Annotated in this window: 11 protein-coding genes; 4 read left to right on the top strand and 7 right to left on the bottom strand. The window is 45.5% G+C overall.

Translation table 11 applies throughout. From position 1 onward, the window contains the following. Nucleotides 1-73 precede the first annotated feature (73 nt). The 4 genes from QUB24_RS15850 to QUB24_RS15835 all read right to left on the bottom strand — a co-directional run bounded on the left by QUB24_RS15850 (nt 74) and on the right by QUB24_RS15835 (nt 3145). Nucleotides 74-892, bottom strand: coding sequence for a hypothetical protein (locus tag QUB24_RS15850; RefSeq protein ID WP_333154089.1), 819 nt, complete (start codon nt 890-892; stop codon nt 74-76). 9 nt (nt 893-901) lie between these two features. Next, complete coding sequence (locus QUB24_RS15845; RefSeq protein ID WP_333154088.1) at nt 902-1777, bottom strand: hypothetical protein; 876 nt, start codon at nt 1775-1777, stop codon at nt 902-904. Next, nucleotides 1743-2741, bottom strand: a complete 999-nt coding sequence (gene galE, locus QUB24_RS15840; RefSeq protein WP_333154087.1) for a UDP-glucose 4-epimerase GalE — start codon at nt 2739-2741, stop codon at nt 1743-1745. The genes QUB24_RS15845 and galE overlap by 35 nt, the downstream gene beginning before the upstream one ends. Before the next feature lie 200 nt (nt 2742-2941). Next, on the bottom strand, nt 2942-3145 hold the full coding sequence (locus QUB24_RS15835) for a hypothetical protein (RefSeq protein WP_006634790.1): 204 nt from the start codon (nt 3143-3145) through the stop codon (nt 2942-2944). A 248-nt stretch (nt 3146-3393) separates the two neighbouring features. Between QUB24_RS15835 and gloB the strand changes: the two genes are divergently transcribed. Then, a complete protein-coding gene (gloB, locus tag QUB24_RS15830) occupies nt 3394-4167 on the top strand; it encodes a hydroxyacylglutathione hydrolase (RefSeq protein WP_333154085.1) in 774 nt (257 codons plus the stop codon). 2 nt (nt 4168-4169) lie between these two features. On the opposite strand, the gene QUB24_RS15825 is transcribed toward gloB, so the two are convergent. Further along, entirely contained in the window at nt 4170-5009 is an 840-nt protein-coding gene (locus QUB24_RS15825) for a glycosyltransferase (RefSeq protein ID WP_333154084.1), read from the bottom strand. A 640-nt stretch (nt 5010-5649) separates the two neighbouring features. On the opposite strand from QUB24_RS15825, the gene QUB24_RS15820 reads away from it, so the two are divergent. From QUB24_RS15820 to QUB24_RS15810, 3 genes are all read left to right on the top strand, one after another. Further along, complete coding sequence (locus QUB24_RS15820; RefSeq protein WP_333154083.1) at nt 5650-10809, top strand: PAS domain-containing protein; 5160 nt, start codon at nt 5650-5652, stop codon at nt 10807-10809. A 363-nt stretch (nt 10810-11172) separates the two neighbouring features. Next, nucleotides 11173-11631, top strand: coding sequence for a 50S ribosomal protein L9 (rplI, locus tag QUB24_RS15815; protein ID WP_333053831.1), 459 nt, complete (start codon nt 11173-11175; stop codon nt 11629-11631). Between the two features lie 443 nt (nt 11632-12074). After that, nucleotides 12075-14693, top strand: a complete 2619-nt coding sequence (locus QUB24_RS15810; RefSeq protein WP_333154082.1) for a replicative DNA helicase — start codon at nt 12075-12077, stop codon at nt 14691-14693. A 92-nt stretch (nt 14694-14785) separates the two neighbouring features. On the opposite strand, the gene QUB24_RS15805 is transcribed toward QUB24_RS15810, so the two are convergent. Together QUB24_RS15805 and QUB24_RS15800 are read right to left on the bottom strand one after the other, a co-directional pair. Next, nucleotides 14786-15391, bottom strand: coding sequence for an FKBP-type peptidyl-prolyl cis-trans isomerase (locus QUB24_RS15805; protein ID WP_333154081.1), 606 nt, complete (start codon nt 15389-15391; stop codon nt 14786-14788). 256 nt (nt 15392-15647) lie between these two features. Next, a complete protein-coding gene (locus tag QUB24_RS15800) occupies nt 15648-15974 on the bottom strand; it encodes a phasin family protein (protein ID WP_333053835.1) in 327 nt (108 codons plus the stop codon). Between the last annotated feature and the right edge of the window lie 213 nt (nt 15975-16187).

The raw sequence follows: 16187 nt of genomic DNA, 5'->3' as shown, positions 1-16187 counted from the left end.
TATGTTGAGGCTAATTTTTTTTTGTTTGGGCAAAACTTTGTTGCTTTTGATGCAGTTTGCCAACAAACTTTAATTATTTTAAACGCCAGGGATTGTTAAGTTGATTTGGTAAAAATATTTTAGCAGTGCGATCGACTATTCTAGTAAAGAGCGATCGCGTCACGTTCTTTGCGTACTGAGGGCGGTAAGGATAAGTGCAGTGCATTACTTTAATCGGTTTGTCGATCGTATAAACATCTTTCCACTTATCCAAGTAGTTGTAAACCGGGGACAAAGTTGTCATTTTCGGTTTCACCAATTCAACAGCAGCCGCAAAAGCGCCCTGATCTTTTAACAGTAGCACATTTTGATGCGCCACTACTATCTCGAAATATTTCTTAAAGTTTGTGAACAATTCCTGAGTTTTACTGCTTTTCGTAAAAGCGATAAATCCGCCATTGTATTGAATGCTATTTTCATTTAGCGGCAACCCGACAGACTGCAAAGTTGACAGAATATCCTGCTTGACTCTTAATAAATTTGCCGCTTTAGGAATCGCAGGCTGCACATCTTCTGTTATCAGCAAATCTACTTCATCAAGATAGTCAAAAACTTCATATATTGGCGATAGCAAACAAATATCGCAGTCCAGATAAATAGTTTTCTCAAAAGGAGATTGTTGATACAAAGCCAGCTTAGCTTGTCGCGATGCTAAAACAGGATTTTCGTGTTTCGGTGCGGCCTGCAATCTCACATTTCCGAACACCAAAAGTAAGGGATATAAAAATCGCGGGACTTTATCTATTAAAATAATAATTGGTTCGCGGTGAAATTTCCTGACTGAGGCTAGAAAATGTATGCAGTCTTGAAATGAGTACAATCCAATTAAAATGGTGATAAATCCTCTATCCATATCTTTTCTCTAACGATAGTAAAAATTGAAATTTAATAAGGCAATTAACTGTGTTTTTAATAACCGATAGAGATACTGCCAATGCTCAAACTGCAATTTATCCCCAACTTTATCCCAAAAGGTTCTTACTTGATTTTTTTGCCAGTCCCAATGAGCAAAAGAATGATCCATAATTTGAGCAAGTTCCTGCCACCCGTCATTACGAATATTCCACCCAACTTTAGCAGTTGCTAACCCAATGGGATTACCGTCTTTTGTTTTGACTTTTTGCACTTCAAAAAATCTTCCAATCTTTCCCCATTCTTGAATAAACTGAATTTCTTTTCCATTGTCTCTCGCAATTACGAACAAATTTTCTTGAACAAAACTTACATTTTTTAATGGTAGTTCTAGCTTTTTTGCTAATTTATGAATTGCCTCTTTTCTCCCCGGCAATGATTGATTTGGTGGATGTTCTAGAATGGGAACAAACCCTTTACAAGTAATTCCTGACATCCATTCTCTCTCCGGCACTTTTCCTATGATTCTTGTATCTGCATCCACAAAGATTGTCACTCGGCATAATTCTAAGGCTTTTTTTAGTGCAAATCGTTTATCATTATAACAATAATCTACACCTTCGCGACTTTTTTTAAAGGCGAAAACATTCGTCAAATTCTGAAAGTCATTTGGGTAGTCAGTACAAACAACGAGCATCGTCCCTAGAGAATGAGTTTCTAAGTCTGCTGCTAGTTGTTTTGCTAATTCGCGATACTTTTTCCGAAAAGCTAAGGTGCAAAAACAAAAATCTTTGTGACTGTTTAACATTATTTTAGACTCAATTTTTGCACGGGTTTTATTTGAGTTTATGCTAACTGTGACGCTTTTGATGCCACTGCCAAGCATGGGATATAATATTCTTGATGTCGGGATATTCTGGAGACCAACCCAAGGTTTCGATCGCCTTTTTGCTGCTACCAACCAAAGCAGGAGGGTCGCCCGGACGCCGATCGCACTCAACAGCCTTAATCTCTTTTCCCGTCACTTGGCGAGCCGTTTCTATCACCTCTTTCACCGAAAACCCGCCCCCATTGCCCAAATTAAAGAAATCAGATTTGCCACCATTTAGCAAATATTCTAATCCCAAAATGTGAGCAGATGCCAAATCGTTAACGTGAATGTAATCCCGAATGCAAGTACCGTCAGGAGTATCGTAATCCGTGCCAAAAATCGCGATCGAATCTCGTTTACCCAAAGCCGCGAACAACACCAGTGGGATCAGGTGAGTTTCTGGATTGTGATCCTCTCCTAACAACCCGTTAGGGTCAGCCCCAGCCGCGTTAAAATAGCGGAAACAAACAGACTTGAAATCATACGCAGCGTCAAAATCCGACAAAATCCGTTCTACCATTAACTTAGTAGCACCGTAGGGATTGATCGGATTTTGCGGGTGGTCTTCTGTGAGCGGAATTTTCTGCGGTACACCGTAAGTCGCGCAAGTAGAAGAAAACACAAATTTCTTCACCCCAGCAGCGATCATTGCTTCCAAAAGCGTAATAGTGCCAATGACATTGTTGCGATAATATTTAGCTGGGTCGGTAACAGATTCGCCCACGTAAGCGTAAGCAGAAAAGTGCATTACCGCATCAATCTTGTGCGTAGCAAACAGGTTGTCTAGAAGAGTGCGATCGTTCGTGTCGCCAACTACTAACTCCACCTGCAAAGCCTGATCTACTAAATCTCTGTGACCGTAAACTAAATTATCCAAAATCACCACACCATAACCGGCGTTTTTCAGCGCTAATACCGCGTGAGAGCCAATATATCCAGCTCCGCCCGTCACCAAAATAGTTGGTTTGTCTGCACTCATTTTTTTCTGCCTGTTTTTGTAGCTGGGATTGCCAAGACCCTTGTTAATTTGAGACTTCCACATCTGACGCTTTCACACTCCGCGTGAGCCGGAGAATTAAAGCGAAATATCTAGGCTTTGCTGTGTCCGACGGGACGATCGCACTCCTAAAAAACGCTTTTTACACTCCAGACAGATGCTGACTGTGCAAGTCTTTCTGTTCAATCGATAAACTTGAGGCGACCGATTTGGATATAATCAAATATCCGATTAATCTGATGTCGATCCTCTTCTGAAATTTTATCATCTGACAGGATAGCCGAAGTCAAAACTAAGTGTTCCCTGCGACTGATCTTGCCAGACGCTACAATCCGATCGACTTTTTGAGAAATTGTTAAGTTCGATTTGTTGTGAGATGTTCGCATTTATTCGATCGCTTTTATGCCAAAATAGTTAAAGCCGATTGCAGTTCTTGACTCAAAAATAGTGCGTACCCGACCGCCAATCAATTTGCTCAACAGCAGAAATAACGTATTAGAAAACGTATTAGAAAACGTATCAGAGTTTTACTTCCCAAGATAGATATGCGGACTTAATAAATCTGCAATCAGCCTTCGGATAGCGTTCAGACTAACTTAATTATATAATATTTTTCCGAGAGAGGCACTTTTCTATGCAGGTTTATCGGCTTCCGGTACTGTCCGACAATTACATTTTCTTGCTGCACGACCCCGATCGCCACACAGCAGCCGTCGTCGATCCAGCGCGATCGCAGCCAGTATTAGAGCAACTGCAAGCACTCGGAGCCGAATTAACCGCAATTTTCATTACCCACCACCACAGCGACCACATAGGCGGCAATCAGGAACTGATCGATCGCTTTCCCCAAATTAAAGTTTACGGTGGCGCAGAAGACCGAGGCAGAATACCCGGACAGCAAGTGTTTTTACAAGCGGGCGATCGAGTTTCTTTCGCCAACAGAACCGCCGAAGTCTTCTTCCTACCCGGCCACACAAAAGCTCACATCGCCTACTATTTCCCCCCCAGCAACCCCAGCGAAATCGGCGAATTGTTCTGCGGCGACACCTTATTTGCCGGCGGCTGCGGCAGGCTCAAAGAAGGCACTCCCGCCCAAATGTTAGCCTCTCTGGCGCAACTGCGAAACTTGCCCGATAGTACCAGAGTCTGGTGCGCCCACGAATACACGCTGAACAACCTGCAATTTGCCTTGAGTGTGGATGGCGACAATCCCGATTTACAGCAGCGCTTCGCCGAAGTCAAAGAAGCGCGCAGTCGATCGCAACCTACAATACCATCATCGATCGGCCTCGAAAAAAGCACAAACCCATTTTTGCGCTGGGATTTTCCCAACCTCCAATCAGCCACCAACACCCACGATCCAGTGCAAACCTTCGCTCGATTGCGCGGCATGAAAGACCAATTTTGACCTTAACGTTTTTTTCTCTTCTGGTAACTCTTAAACTTGAGTATCGGTTCTGTCAACCACTGGCCAAATGCTCTGTATTTTATCTTAAAGCTCGACAGCCAATTAAACTTCTTGGGAATTTTTTCCACTTCGTCCTTAAACGGTGTCTGACACAACATATCGAGCCATAATTGATTGGGGGTTGAGCTTTCCCACGGTTTCGGTCTTGACATAAAGTGCATCACTTTACTTGACATATCATCAGTCTTGTGGTTGTTCCAGATTTGGTCTAATTGCTTCCACCTTCCCGCTAAAAATGAATTTAATGCACCCTGATCGTGATCCACCCAAAGGTTTAATCGAGCGTTTTCCATCAACTTTTCGGACAGTTGCTCTTCCTCCCAAAGCTTCATGTTGTAAACTAAAACGCCAGCATTTAAATAAGGGTTTCGATCTTGAGAATTGTTCGGATTTCCCCAGACGTTGGGTGCGGCTGCTATCGGCATTGTTTTAAGATCTAGGTTCCACAGCGGCTCTAAACTTCCCAGAACGATCGTGTCGCTGTCGAGCCAAATCAGCCTTTCTGTTTCCTTGGTATATTTTCGTGGCTCCAATCTAACGTAAGTAAGTTTAGAACCTGACAGGGAAAGAAGTTGGTCGTAACTAGATTGCAATTCTTGCCATTCAATCTGGTATTTGCAGCAATTCTGTAACTGTTCCTTTTGCTTTGGAGCTATGCCGGTAGATACAATGGTAATTTTTACCTGCTCTTGTCCAGATTTACTAACATTCAAATCTATAGACTTAAGAAGTGCTGCCAACCCCAGAATATAGTTGCGATCGCCGGCGATGAATATGTGCATAGGATTAAGTTTGTGAAATTAACAAAGGTAAAAGGCGCGCGGTCAAACTTGACACAAACGTCGGCACGCCAGGAAGCAGGCTGCCCTGTATTGGGTAAATACGCTCGCCCGTTTACCGTTGAGACGAACAGAACCTTGCCTAAATTTACCATCTGGTTTACGCCAAGAAACCGGGTTTTTAAGTAGGTAGGCGCCAATAAAGTTTACCACAATGTAACAGAATGTAAGGCGGGGGTAACAAGAGCGATTGCTTCGTTTCACTCGCTGCAAGAGAGGGCTTATGTATTTTCCAGCTTAATCTACTTATTTATCTGTGTGCAAGTGCCATCTGTTCGCGCGCGAAAACCAGCAACAGCAATGGGTAATATGCAGCAACACGGAAAACTGATGAGACGGACTAACCTGGCATTTGAAACAGCCAGAAAATTCCCCGTCGCCTGTGCTGAATCCCGCAAATGGTTCAGACGTGGGACTCTACGATAAAATAAATTGTCTAGATATCGATATTACCGCAGAACGATCGACATCCATCTTAGGTTTGAAGTGTCACCCTGCTCAAGTCAAAAGTTCCTCTGGTTATTTCCCTATTATTGAGCGCGATTTGCTTTGCCCAAAGTAAAATGATCGTTGTTAGAAACCGATGCAAAACCCACGCAATACTGAACCCCAAGCAAAAATCGACCCCTCTGTTTCAACGGATTCTAACAAAGCGTTCTACCCAGTCGCGCCTTTGCCAACTGATGTAGGGATGGTTCTGCAATTGGCAGATGGTAGCATTCAGGGGTGCAATTCTCACGCCCAGGAGCTGTTGGGGATGACAGCAGAACAGATGCTCTTATGCACTTCAATCAAAACTCGGTGGCAGACTCTGCGTGAAGATGGCTCAGATTTTCCCGGCGAGACACATCCGGCGATGGTGGCGCTGCAAACCGGGCAACCATGTTTAAATGTCATCATGGGCTTTTATCGGCCACAGGGAGAATTGATTTGGTTGACGCTCAATTCTCAACCTTTATTTCAGGGAGATCGATCGACTCCCTATGCCGTAGTAACAACCTTCACTCCTATCGCTCAACCTCAGCCTGAACCAGTCTGTAACGCGCCCGCTGCCCAACTGTCAGACACCCTCGAAAGTATTTCGGACGGGTTCTTTGCTTTGGATCGAGACTGGCGATTTACCTACCTCAATTCGCAAGCGGCGCGGTGGCTGAATCGACCCTCGAAAGATTTGATTGGCAACAGCATTTGGGAAGAGTTTCCCGAATCAGTGGGCAGTTTGTTTGAGATCACATCTTGCACCATTCTCAAGAACGGGCAAGATGCCCGTTCCACAAAAGATGAATTTTCTTCTTGTGGAACAGGCATCTTGCCTGTTCGGGAACAAATTACGGTTAGTTTTGAATTTTTTGATCCGCCACTCAATGCTTGGTATGCGGTACGAGCTTATCCCATCCCATCGGGACTTGCCGTTTATTTTCAAGATGTCACCGAGCAGAACGCGGCTCGGGCTGATTCAATTAAACAAGCACAAACTTCGCAGCAACAACTAGCAGAAATCGAGGCGATTTATGCTAGTGCGCCGATCGGACTTTGCTTCCTCGATACCGAGTTGCGGTTTGTCCGCATCAACGATCAGCTAGCAGAAATAAACGGAGTTCCAGCCGCCACCCACATCGGCAAAACATTGCGCGAAATCTTGCCAGAAATGGCAGATGATTTAGAGCCACTTTACCGACAAGTTATTGAAACTAAAGTTCCACTTCAACAGCTCGAACTTCGCAGGACGAACTCAGCACAGCCGGGAGTCGAACAGGATTGGCTGTTGAGTGTCTATCCACTGAGGGCCGAGGACGATCGCGTCCTGGGAGTGAATGTGACGGTGCTAGAAATTACAGAGCGCAAAGCTACCAAAAAAGAAATTGAACGGCTCAACCAAGAACTAGAGCGACGAGTCAATGAACTGGAATCGATACTTGATGCTGTACCCGTTGGCATTACGATCGCCCACGACCCACAGTGTAAAGTAATTCGGGCTAACCGGTTTGCCCAGTCGATGTTGATAGTGCCGCCGGATACCAATGTTTCTGGAACCGGAGAGCAAGCCGCAGCCCTTCCGTTTAGACGATTCCGCAACGGAGAAGAAATTCCGGGAGAACAACTGCCCATGCAACTGGCCGTGGCTTCCGGCGTCGAAGTGCGAGATATGGAAATTCAAATGGTGCGCGAGGACGGGGTAGCCTTTGATTGGTTGGTGAATGCGGTGCCGTTATTTGACGAACAGGGCGCAGTTCGTGGCTGTGTGGCGGCCTTTATGGATATTAGCGATCGCAAACAAGCTCTTGCTGCTTTGCGCCACTCTGAGGAACGCTATCGCACTTTGTTTGAGTGCCTAGACGAAGGCTTTTGCATCATCGAAATGCTGTTTGACGCCAACGAAAAGCCGATCGATTACCGCTTTTTGGAAGTCAATCCGGCCTTCTTGAAACAAACCGGACTCGAACAAGCTGCGGGTAAAACGGCGCGACAGATGCTTCCTGAACTCGAAGATTATTGGTTTGAGATGTACGGCAAAGTCGCGCTGACGGGGGAGTCCTTGCGCTTCGAGCACGGCTCGGAAGTCATGAACCGCTGGTTCGAGGTTTTGGCGTTCCGCACTCCTGAGCCGCAGAGCCGAAAAGTCGCCATACTTTTCAAAGAAATCAGCGATCGCAAACAATCGGAGAATCTCCTGCGGCAACAGGAAGAGCAACTGCGACTGTTCGTAAAACATTCGCCTGCGGGAGTGGCGATGTTTGACCGCCAGATGCGGTATATGCTGGTGAGCGACCGCTGGCTGGCAAGTTACGGGCTCGGCACTCAAAACATTGTGGGCCGATCGCACTACGACATCTTTCCTAATTTGCCCGATCATTTCAAACAAATCCACCAGCGCTGTCTGGCGGGAGCAGTCGAAACCTGCCCTGAAGAGCAGTTTCCCCGCCCTGATGGCTCTATCGACTGGGTGCGCTGGGAAATTCACCCTTGGCGAACCAACACTAATGAGATTGGCGGCATCATGATTTTTTGCGAAATCATCACCGAGCGCAAAAACGCTGAACTCGCGCTCTCTGGGGCCAACCAACAAGTCAGCAATATTATAGAAAGTATTACCGATGCCTTTATCGCGATCGATTCACAATGGCGCTTTACCTACGTTAATGCCACAGCAGAAAAACTGCTTTCTCGATCGAGAAACGACTTGTTAGGTCGATCGATCTGGGAGGTATTCCCCGCCGAAAAAGAATCCTATTCAAGGGCATATCAAGAATTTCATCGAGTCGTTAACGAGCAAGTTTCTGTCAAATTTGAAGAGTTCTCGCCCTCGCTCCAAATGTATATAGAAGTGAGCGCCTATCCTGCGGCCGAAGGACTTACGGCTTATTGGAGCGATATTAGCGATCGCAAACGCACTGAAGAAGAACTGCGGCAAAAAAATGCGATTTTGAATGTAATTAACGAGTCAGCACCCACGCCAATTTTTGTAAAAGATCGAGAAGGACGGATTATTTATGCCAATCCAGCCACGCTGGACGTACTGGGCAAACCTGCTGCTGAAGTAATTGGCCGGCGCGATCGGGATTTCTACCCAATAGCAGAACTTGGAGCCACAGTCACGGGAAACGATCGGCGCATTATGGAATCTGGAGAAACAGAAGTCGTCGAAGAATCTCCCGATGGCATTCGGACATTTGTGTCAATGAAAGCTCCCTACCGCAATGAGGCGGGAGAAGTCATCGGCTTGATTGGCATCTCCAGCGACATCACAAATCGCAAACGAGCAGAAGTCGCTATGCAAGAACAAACTAAGTTACTGCAAGTAATTATTGACAGCATTGGTGATGGCTTGATTTTGGCCAACCAACAAGGGGAGTTTGTGTTGTTTAACCGAGCCGCCGTAGGAATATTCGGTCAGCTATCGAATGAAAAATCTTGTGAGGAATGGTCGAGAACTTACGGGCTATTTTTGCCAGACAAAAACACTCTCTTCCCCGACGCTGAACTACCTCTAGCCAGAGCAATCAAAGGTGAATATGTCAATGATGTAGAGGTATTTGTCCGCCGCGATGATTCCGCAGAACGCTGGATCAGTATCAGCGGTTATCCAGTAGTTGATGCTAGCAGCGACATCAAAGGCGGAGTGATTGTCTGTCGGGATATCACTGAACGCAAACAAGCAGAAGCCGCGTTGCAAGAAAGCGAAGAACGATTCCGCAATATGGCTAACAACACTCCCTTTATGGTATGGGTAACAAACTCCACAGGCTACTGTAGTTTCCTGAGCCAAACCTGGTATGACTTTACAGGTCAAACTGAGGAAACAGGTTTGGGATTGGGTTGGGTAAACGCGCTGCATCCAGAAGACCGAGAACAGGCCAAGAACGCATTTTTGACAGCCAACGAACGCCAGGAATCTTTCCGCGTGGAATACCGCATCAGACGTAAGGATGGCGGATATTCTTGGGCGATCGATGCGGCTGCTCCCAGATTTTCCAAAAGCGGACAATTTGAGGGTTATATCGGCTCTGTGATCGACATTACAGAGCGCAAACAAGTGGAAACCGAGCGCGATATGGTTCTGCAATTAGAACAAACTGCCCGCGCGGAAGCCGAGCGAGCTAACCGCATTAAAGACGAGTTTCTGGCGGTGCTTTCTCACGAGTTGCGATCGCCCCTGAATCCGATTTTAGGCTGGTCGCAACTGCTAGTCGGCGGCAAGCTGAAGCCGACTCAAACTGCCAAAGCCTTTGAGACGATCGAGCGCAACGCCAGACTGCAATCTCAATTAATCGAAGACTTGCTTGACGTGTCTCGGATTCTGCAAGGAAAACTCAGATTGAATGTTGCTCCGGTGAATCTGGCAACCATTATTCCGTCTGCTGTGGAAACGGTGCAATTAGCAGCCGAAGCTAAAAAAATTCAAATCCAAACAATCTTAAATCGCGATGTGGGGAAAGTTGTAGGCGATACAAGTCGCTTGCAGCAAATTGTGTGGAATTTGTTATCAAACGCGGTAAAATTCACTCCCGAAGGCGGTAGAGTTGAAGTTAGATTAGCGCAAATCGAACACCAAGCTCAAATTCAAGTCACAGACACTGGTAAAGGTATTATTCCCGATTTCTTGCCTTATGTTTTCGACCATTTCCGGCAAGAAGATGGCGCTACAACTCGCAAATTTGGCGGCTTGGGACTGGGATTGGCGATCGTTCGCCAACTGATCGAACTTCACGGCGGAACGGTGTTTGCAGAAAGCGCAGGAGTTGGTCAAGGAGCGACGTTTACGGTGAGATTACCGCTATTAAATGATGATTCTAGAAGGCAGGAGGAGGAAGCTGTCAATGGGGCTGCTAGTCCCGATCTCTCATCCTTGCCACTAGCTGGATTGAGAATTTTGGTGGTAGATGATGAACTCGACTCGCGAGATTTTGTCGCTTTTGTGCTTGAGGAAGCGGGTGCAGAGGTGATTTCCCTGTCATCTGCTGCTGAGGCGCTACAGTCGATCGAACAAACTGCACCGGATTTGCTCGTCAGCGACATTGGAATGCCCGATATGGACGGGTATATGTTGATAAATCGCATCCGCACTCAGCTTGCGCCTGAGTATCGGCAGTTGTTGGCGATCGCCTTAACTGCCTATGCTGGAGAAGCCAACGAGCGCCAAATTTTGCAAGCCGGATTTGACAAACATTTAGCCAAGCCGATCAATCCGACCCAGTTAGTTGCTACTGTAGCGCGATCGATCATTACCTACGGGGCGCAGTAGGGACGCGGCAATGCCCTTCTTCGTGTCAACTTAAGCTTTTAGTCGCTCAGTCTTCTCGTCCACCCGTCAGTCCGCCAGGGGTTGAAACCCCGTCTAATAGCTAAAGTCCTCTGAAGAGGAATGAAGAACTCATTAGTCCTCTTCAGAGGACTTTAGCTTTGAGACAGGGACTTCAGTCCCTGGCGGACTGGCGGGTGGGTGGGAGGAGTGGCGGACTGATAGCTTAAGTTGACACTAATTAGCTGGTGGGCTGTCCGTACCTACTTTTCTCTCTTCCTTCTTCCTTCTTCCTTCTTCCTTGCGATCGCCCCTCAAACTTCGCTATTATAAAAAGTTGCAGTTAAAACCCCACAACCCACGATCATGGCCAAGCGCGTTCAATTAGTTTTAAATAAAGATGTCAGCAAACTCGGCAAAGCTGGCGACGTAGTAGAAGTAGCCCCAGGCTACGCCCGCAACTACCTAGTACCCCAAGGCATGGGATTTAAAGCCACTCCAGGCATTCTCAAGCAAGCAGAGCGCCGCCGTGAAGAAGAAAGACTACGCCAGCTAGAGCTCAAGCAGCAAGCTGAAGTCCGCAAAACCGCCCTCGAATCGGCTGGGCCTTTCATCATTTCCAAGCAAGTTGGCGAAGCTGACGCGATTTTTGGTACTGTTACCAACCAAGAAGTAGCAGAACTAATTTTCAACTCTACCAGTCAAGAAGTCGATCGGCGCGGCATCACCCTACCCGAAATTCGCCAAACTGGTACATACAAAGCTGAAATCAAACTTCACGCCGAAGTTACTGCCGAAGTTGATATTCAAGTTGTTCCAATGTAATTAAGAGTTATCAGTCATTAGTTGTTAGTCATTAGTCATTAGTCATTAGTCATTAGTCATTAGTCATTAGCTAAGAACAGAGTACCGCTAACTAATATTATGTCCGGTCGATTACCCCTAATACGGTAGGGGCAGGTTCACGACAAATATCTGCCAATAATTGACAATCTCAAAAACCCGCCCTTTTAATCGCTCGATCGGACATGATATAAGAAGTGAGTAACGCTAACTAAGGACTGAGGACTGCTAACTTGCAGATTTAAAACTGAGGACTAATCACTGGCAACTAATAGCTATAGGATTTACCCAAAAAATGGTTAAATGCGCTATAAATAGGAATAAGGTGCGCCCTGAAGCACCCTACAGATAGAGTTGGTGCGTAAGTCCTAAACTAATGACTAATAACTAATGACTAACAACTAATGACTGAGGACTATTGACTAATGAGCGATTTGATGCCGACAAATATAGAGGCAGAAGAAGCTATTTTGGGGGGGATTTTAATTGACCCCGAAGCTATTTCCCGAATTGCCGAACTTCTGCGGCCGGAGTTTTTTGCCATCACCGCTCATCAAGTCATTTATCGATCGGCATTAGGGCTATTTTTACAGGGTCAACCTACCGATTTAATGACGGTAACAACTTCGCTAACCGACCGCAACCAGTTAGAGCAAGTAGGAGGACTAACTAAATTAGCACAATTAGTCGATCGCACAGTTTCCGCAGTCAACATCGACCAATATGCAGTTTTAGTTGAAGACAAATATCAGCGTCGCAAATTAATCGAAGCTGGCAACAACATAGTACAATTAGGTTACGAAACGGCAACACCACTAGAAACAGTCTTAGACCGCGCCGAACAAGAAATTTTCAGCATAACTCAAGAACGCCCGCAACAGGATTTAGTGTCGATCGGCGAAACGCTAAACCAAACATTTCAAGACCTAGAAAATCGCAATGAAGGCCTGACACTTCCCGGTATTCCCTGCGGTTTCTATGACTTAGATGCCATGACAGGAGGTTTTCAGCGATCGGATTTAATCATCGTTGCGGCTAGGCCGGCGATGGGCAAAACCGCCTTTTGTACCAACATCGCCCACCACATCGCCGCCGGACAGCAGAAATTGCCGGTTGCCGTTTTCAGCTTAGAAATGTCGAAAGAACAGCTAGTGCAGCGCATCCTGTCCAGCGAAGCCAAAATAGAAAGTAACCGATTGCGATCGGGTAGAATCAGTCAAAACGAATGGGAACCCATCAGTACAGCCATTGGCAATTTATCAGAACTACCGCTGTTTATTGACGATACTCCCAATATTACCGTCACAGAAATCCGATCGAAAGTCCGCCGCCTCCAAGCAGAACAAGGCGGAACCCTAGGATTAGTCTTGCTAGATTACCTCCAATTAATGGAAGGTACCAGCGACAACCGCGTGCAAGAACTATCTCGAATTACCAGAAGTCTTAAAGGTTTAGCCCGCGAACTCAACGTGCCGATTATTGCCTTATCTCAGTTGAGTCGGGGTGTGGAAGCGAGGACAAACAAGCGGCCCATGATGTCTGATTTACGCGAAAGTGGCTGTCTCGGTGGCGATAGTTTAGTTACCATGGCGGATAGTGGATTAGAAGTCCCGATTCGTGATTTAGTCGGCAAATCTGGCTTTGCTGTTTGGGGATTAAATTCAGATACCCTGAAACAGGAAAAAGCGATGGTGACTAATGCTTTTTGTACTGGAGTCAAGCCCGTCTGGGAGATGACGACTTGCTTGGGAAATTCGATTACAGCAACAGGCAATCATAAGTTCTTTACATCAGATGGTTGGAAGCGGTTAGATGAATTAAAAATAGGCGATCGAATTGCTACACCTCGCTCAATTCCTTGTACTGAAGTGCAGACGATGGGTAATGCTGAATTAGCTTTACTAGGACATTTAATTGGTGATGGTTGTACTTTACCCCGACATACCATTCAGTACACGACGCGAGAATTAGATTTAGCTGAATTAGTTGCACATTTGGCTAGAGAAGTATTTGGTGATCAAATTAATCCCCGCATTAAACGCGAACGCGATTGGTATCAAGTTTATCTCTCCGCTAGTTATCGTCTCGCTCCCAATATTAAAAATCAGATTACTAAATGGCTCGAACAATTAGAAATATTTGGTTTACGTTCCCATGAAAAATTTATTCCCAGTTTAGTATTTACCCAACCGCAAGAATCGATCGCTCTTTTCCTTCGACACCTATGGGCAACTGATGGTTGTATCAAACCGACTAAAGGGAAGAAATGTCTTTATCCAGCTATTTATTATGCTTCTAGTAGCGAGAAGTTAGCCAGAGGAGTCCGTTCTCTGTTGCTTAGACTGAACATCAATGCGGCTGTCAGAGTTATTTCTCAAGGTAAAAAAGGGCGCGCACAATATCAAGTTTGGTTAGGAGGGAAATCAGACATAGAAATATTTGCGAATGTAATTGGTGCAGTTGGTAATTATAAAAAATCTAGTTTGGAAGAGGTAAAAATATATTTAAATAATGCTGATAGTGGGAAGACTAATCGGGATTTAATTCCGAATGAACTTTGGCGAACTCAAGTCAATCTTGCCCAAAAGCGCCTTGGTTTAACCGTCAAACAGATGCAAGATTGCTTAGGTATGCGTTATTCAGCCACAACGGATTACAAATGTGATATTGGTCGAGAACGCGCATATCAGTTGGGGAATATTTTGGATGCCGAAGAGATATTCAAGCTAGCTGTTAGCGATATCTATTGGGATAAGGTGAAAGAAATCAATTTTTGTGGCGAAGAAATGGTTTACGATATGACAGTAGAAAATATTGAAAGCTTTGCCACACAAGGTTTGTATGCCCATAATTCCATAGAGCAAGACGCAGATTTAGTAATTATGCTCTACCGCGATGAATATTACAACCCTGACTCGCCCGATCGCGGAATTGCAGAAGTAATTATTACCAAACACAGAAACGGCCCCACAGGAATCATTAAACTATTATTTGACGCCCAATATACCTGCTTCCGCAATCTGGCATCTCCGAAGCGATCGTAAATCAACCAGAACATACACAGAAACCCGGTTTCTTAAAAAAAACCGGGTTTCTAAATACCGTAAAAGTTTTACGTTGAATGAGATTGAGCTACCTAGCCACCGATTCTCAACAATTCCACATCAAAAATCAGCGTAGCATTAGGAGGAATCACCCCGCCCGCACCGCGAGCGCCGTAACCGAGTTCAGGGGGAATAATCAATTGGCGGCGGTCTCCAACTTTCATCGTACCGACACCTTCATCCCAACCCTTAATTACTTGACCCACGCCAATTTTGAACTGAAAAGGAGAATTGCGATCGCGCGAACTGTCAAACTTCGTGCCATCCTCCAAAGTTCCCGTGTAGTGTACGACAACAGTCTGCCCGGTTTTTGGAGTCGCCCCCTTACCCTCTTTCAATTCAACATATTTCAGACCTGAATCTGTGGTGACAGTTTTCTCAGTATTAACAGTTTTCTCAGTATTATCAGTCATGTCATTGCCAGCGATAGTAGCTGGTACCTCTGGTAAAGTAGCATCAGCTACTAGCAAGCTATTTTCATTCAAAGACTGCGCTGACAACTTCTCAATAGCTGTCTCGGGTAAAAGATTGTTCAATTCGGCTGCAACTGCTTGGGACCCAGAACCGCCCATTTGAGCGACTATCAAAAACAAAAAGCAAACCAGCATTACTCCCAAGCTGACTAGAACTCCTCGCAAAATTAATCCTCCTGATACTTTAAATCGCGATCTCTCAGATATCTAAGACATCTAGTACAACAAAAACTACCAAATTTTATCTGAACTTTTCCACCAAACAAGGGCAGGTTCCAGATAATTTTAAAGGCCAAAGTATGAAGTCAGAATGTTTGTAATTCTACATAAGTGGCTTCTACATAAGTGCCTTTTTGAGCCTTCTGCCTTCGGGTGACAATCTTATCACAAGATAGCAGGCAACCGTCGGGCCCGATCGAACTCAGCGCCAGTTACGGTTTTCTAAATCCCGCATCTGACGTTCCAAACGATCGAGCCTTCCCCGCAACTCATCCATTTCCGACTGTCGGGGAACTCCCATATCTTGCAGCATATTCCGTAGTTGCCGCTGCAACTGCGTCTCCCAATTGCCCTGTTCAGACTTGATGTGCTCGGTCATGTCATCGACAAAGGTTTTGGCTTGCTCAGGATTGATTTTGCCATCTTTGACCCATTGCTCGCTGACTTCCTGCAATTTCTCTGCCACCAGAGAGGTAGTACCAATGCCCAGCATTACCAGTTGTTTGAGTAAGTTGCTATTGTTATCCATAGATTTTTCCTAATGTTTGCCCTTTCATACCCGATCGGCTCAGGTCGCCTGCAGTCGCTGCGAAACCATCTGTAAACGTGAACGAACCTGACGGTCAACTGAGTACAGTTAGACCGCAGGCTTCTTTTTCCTTTTGTTCAAAGGCTTTTTTGAGTGACGGAGTTCCCCCGCCACTTTCGTAACTTAGACCAATTCTCTTTATAAGCTTAGCTG

Source organism: Microcoleus sp. B9-D4 (assembly GCF_036705105.1).
Taxonomy (GTDB): Bacteria; Cyanobacteriota; Cyanobacteriia; order Cyanobacteriales; family Microcoleaceae; genus Microcoleus.
Note: the sequence above shows the minus strand (reverse complement) of the source record. Positions and strands in the feature narration are given on the sequence as shown.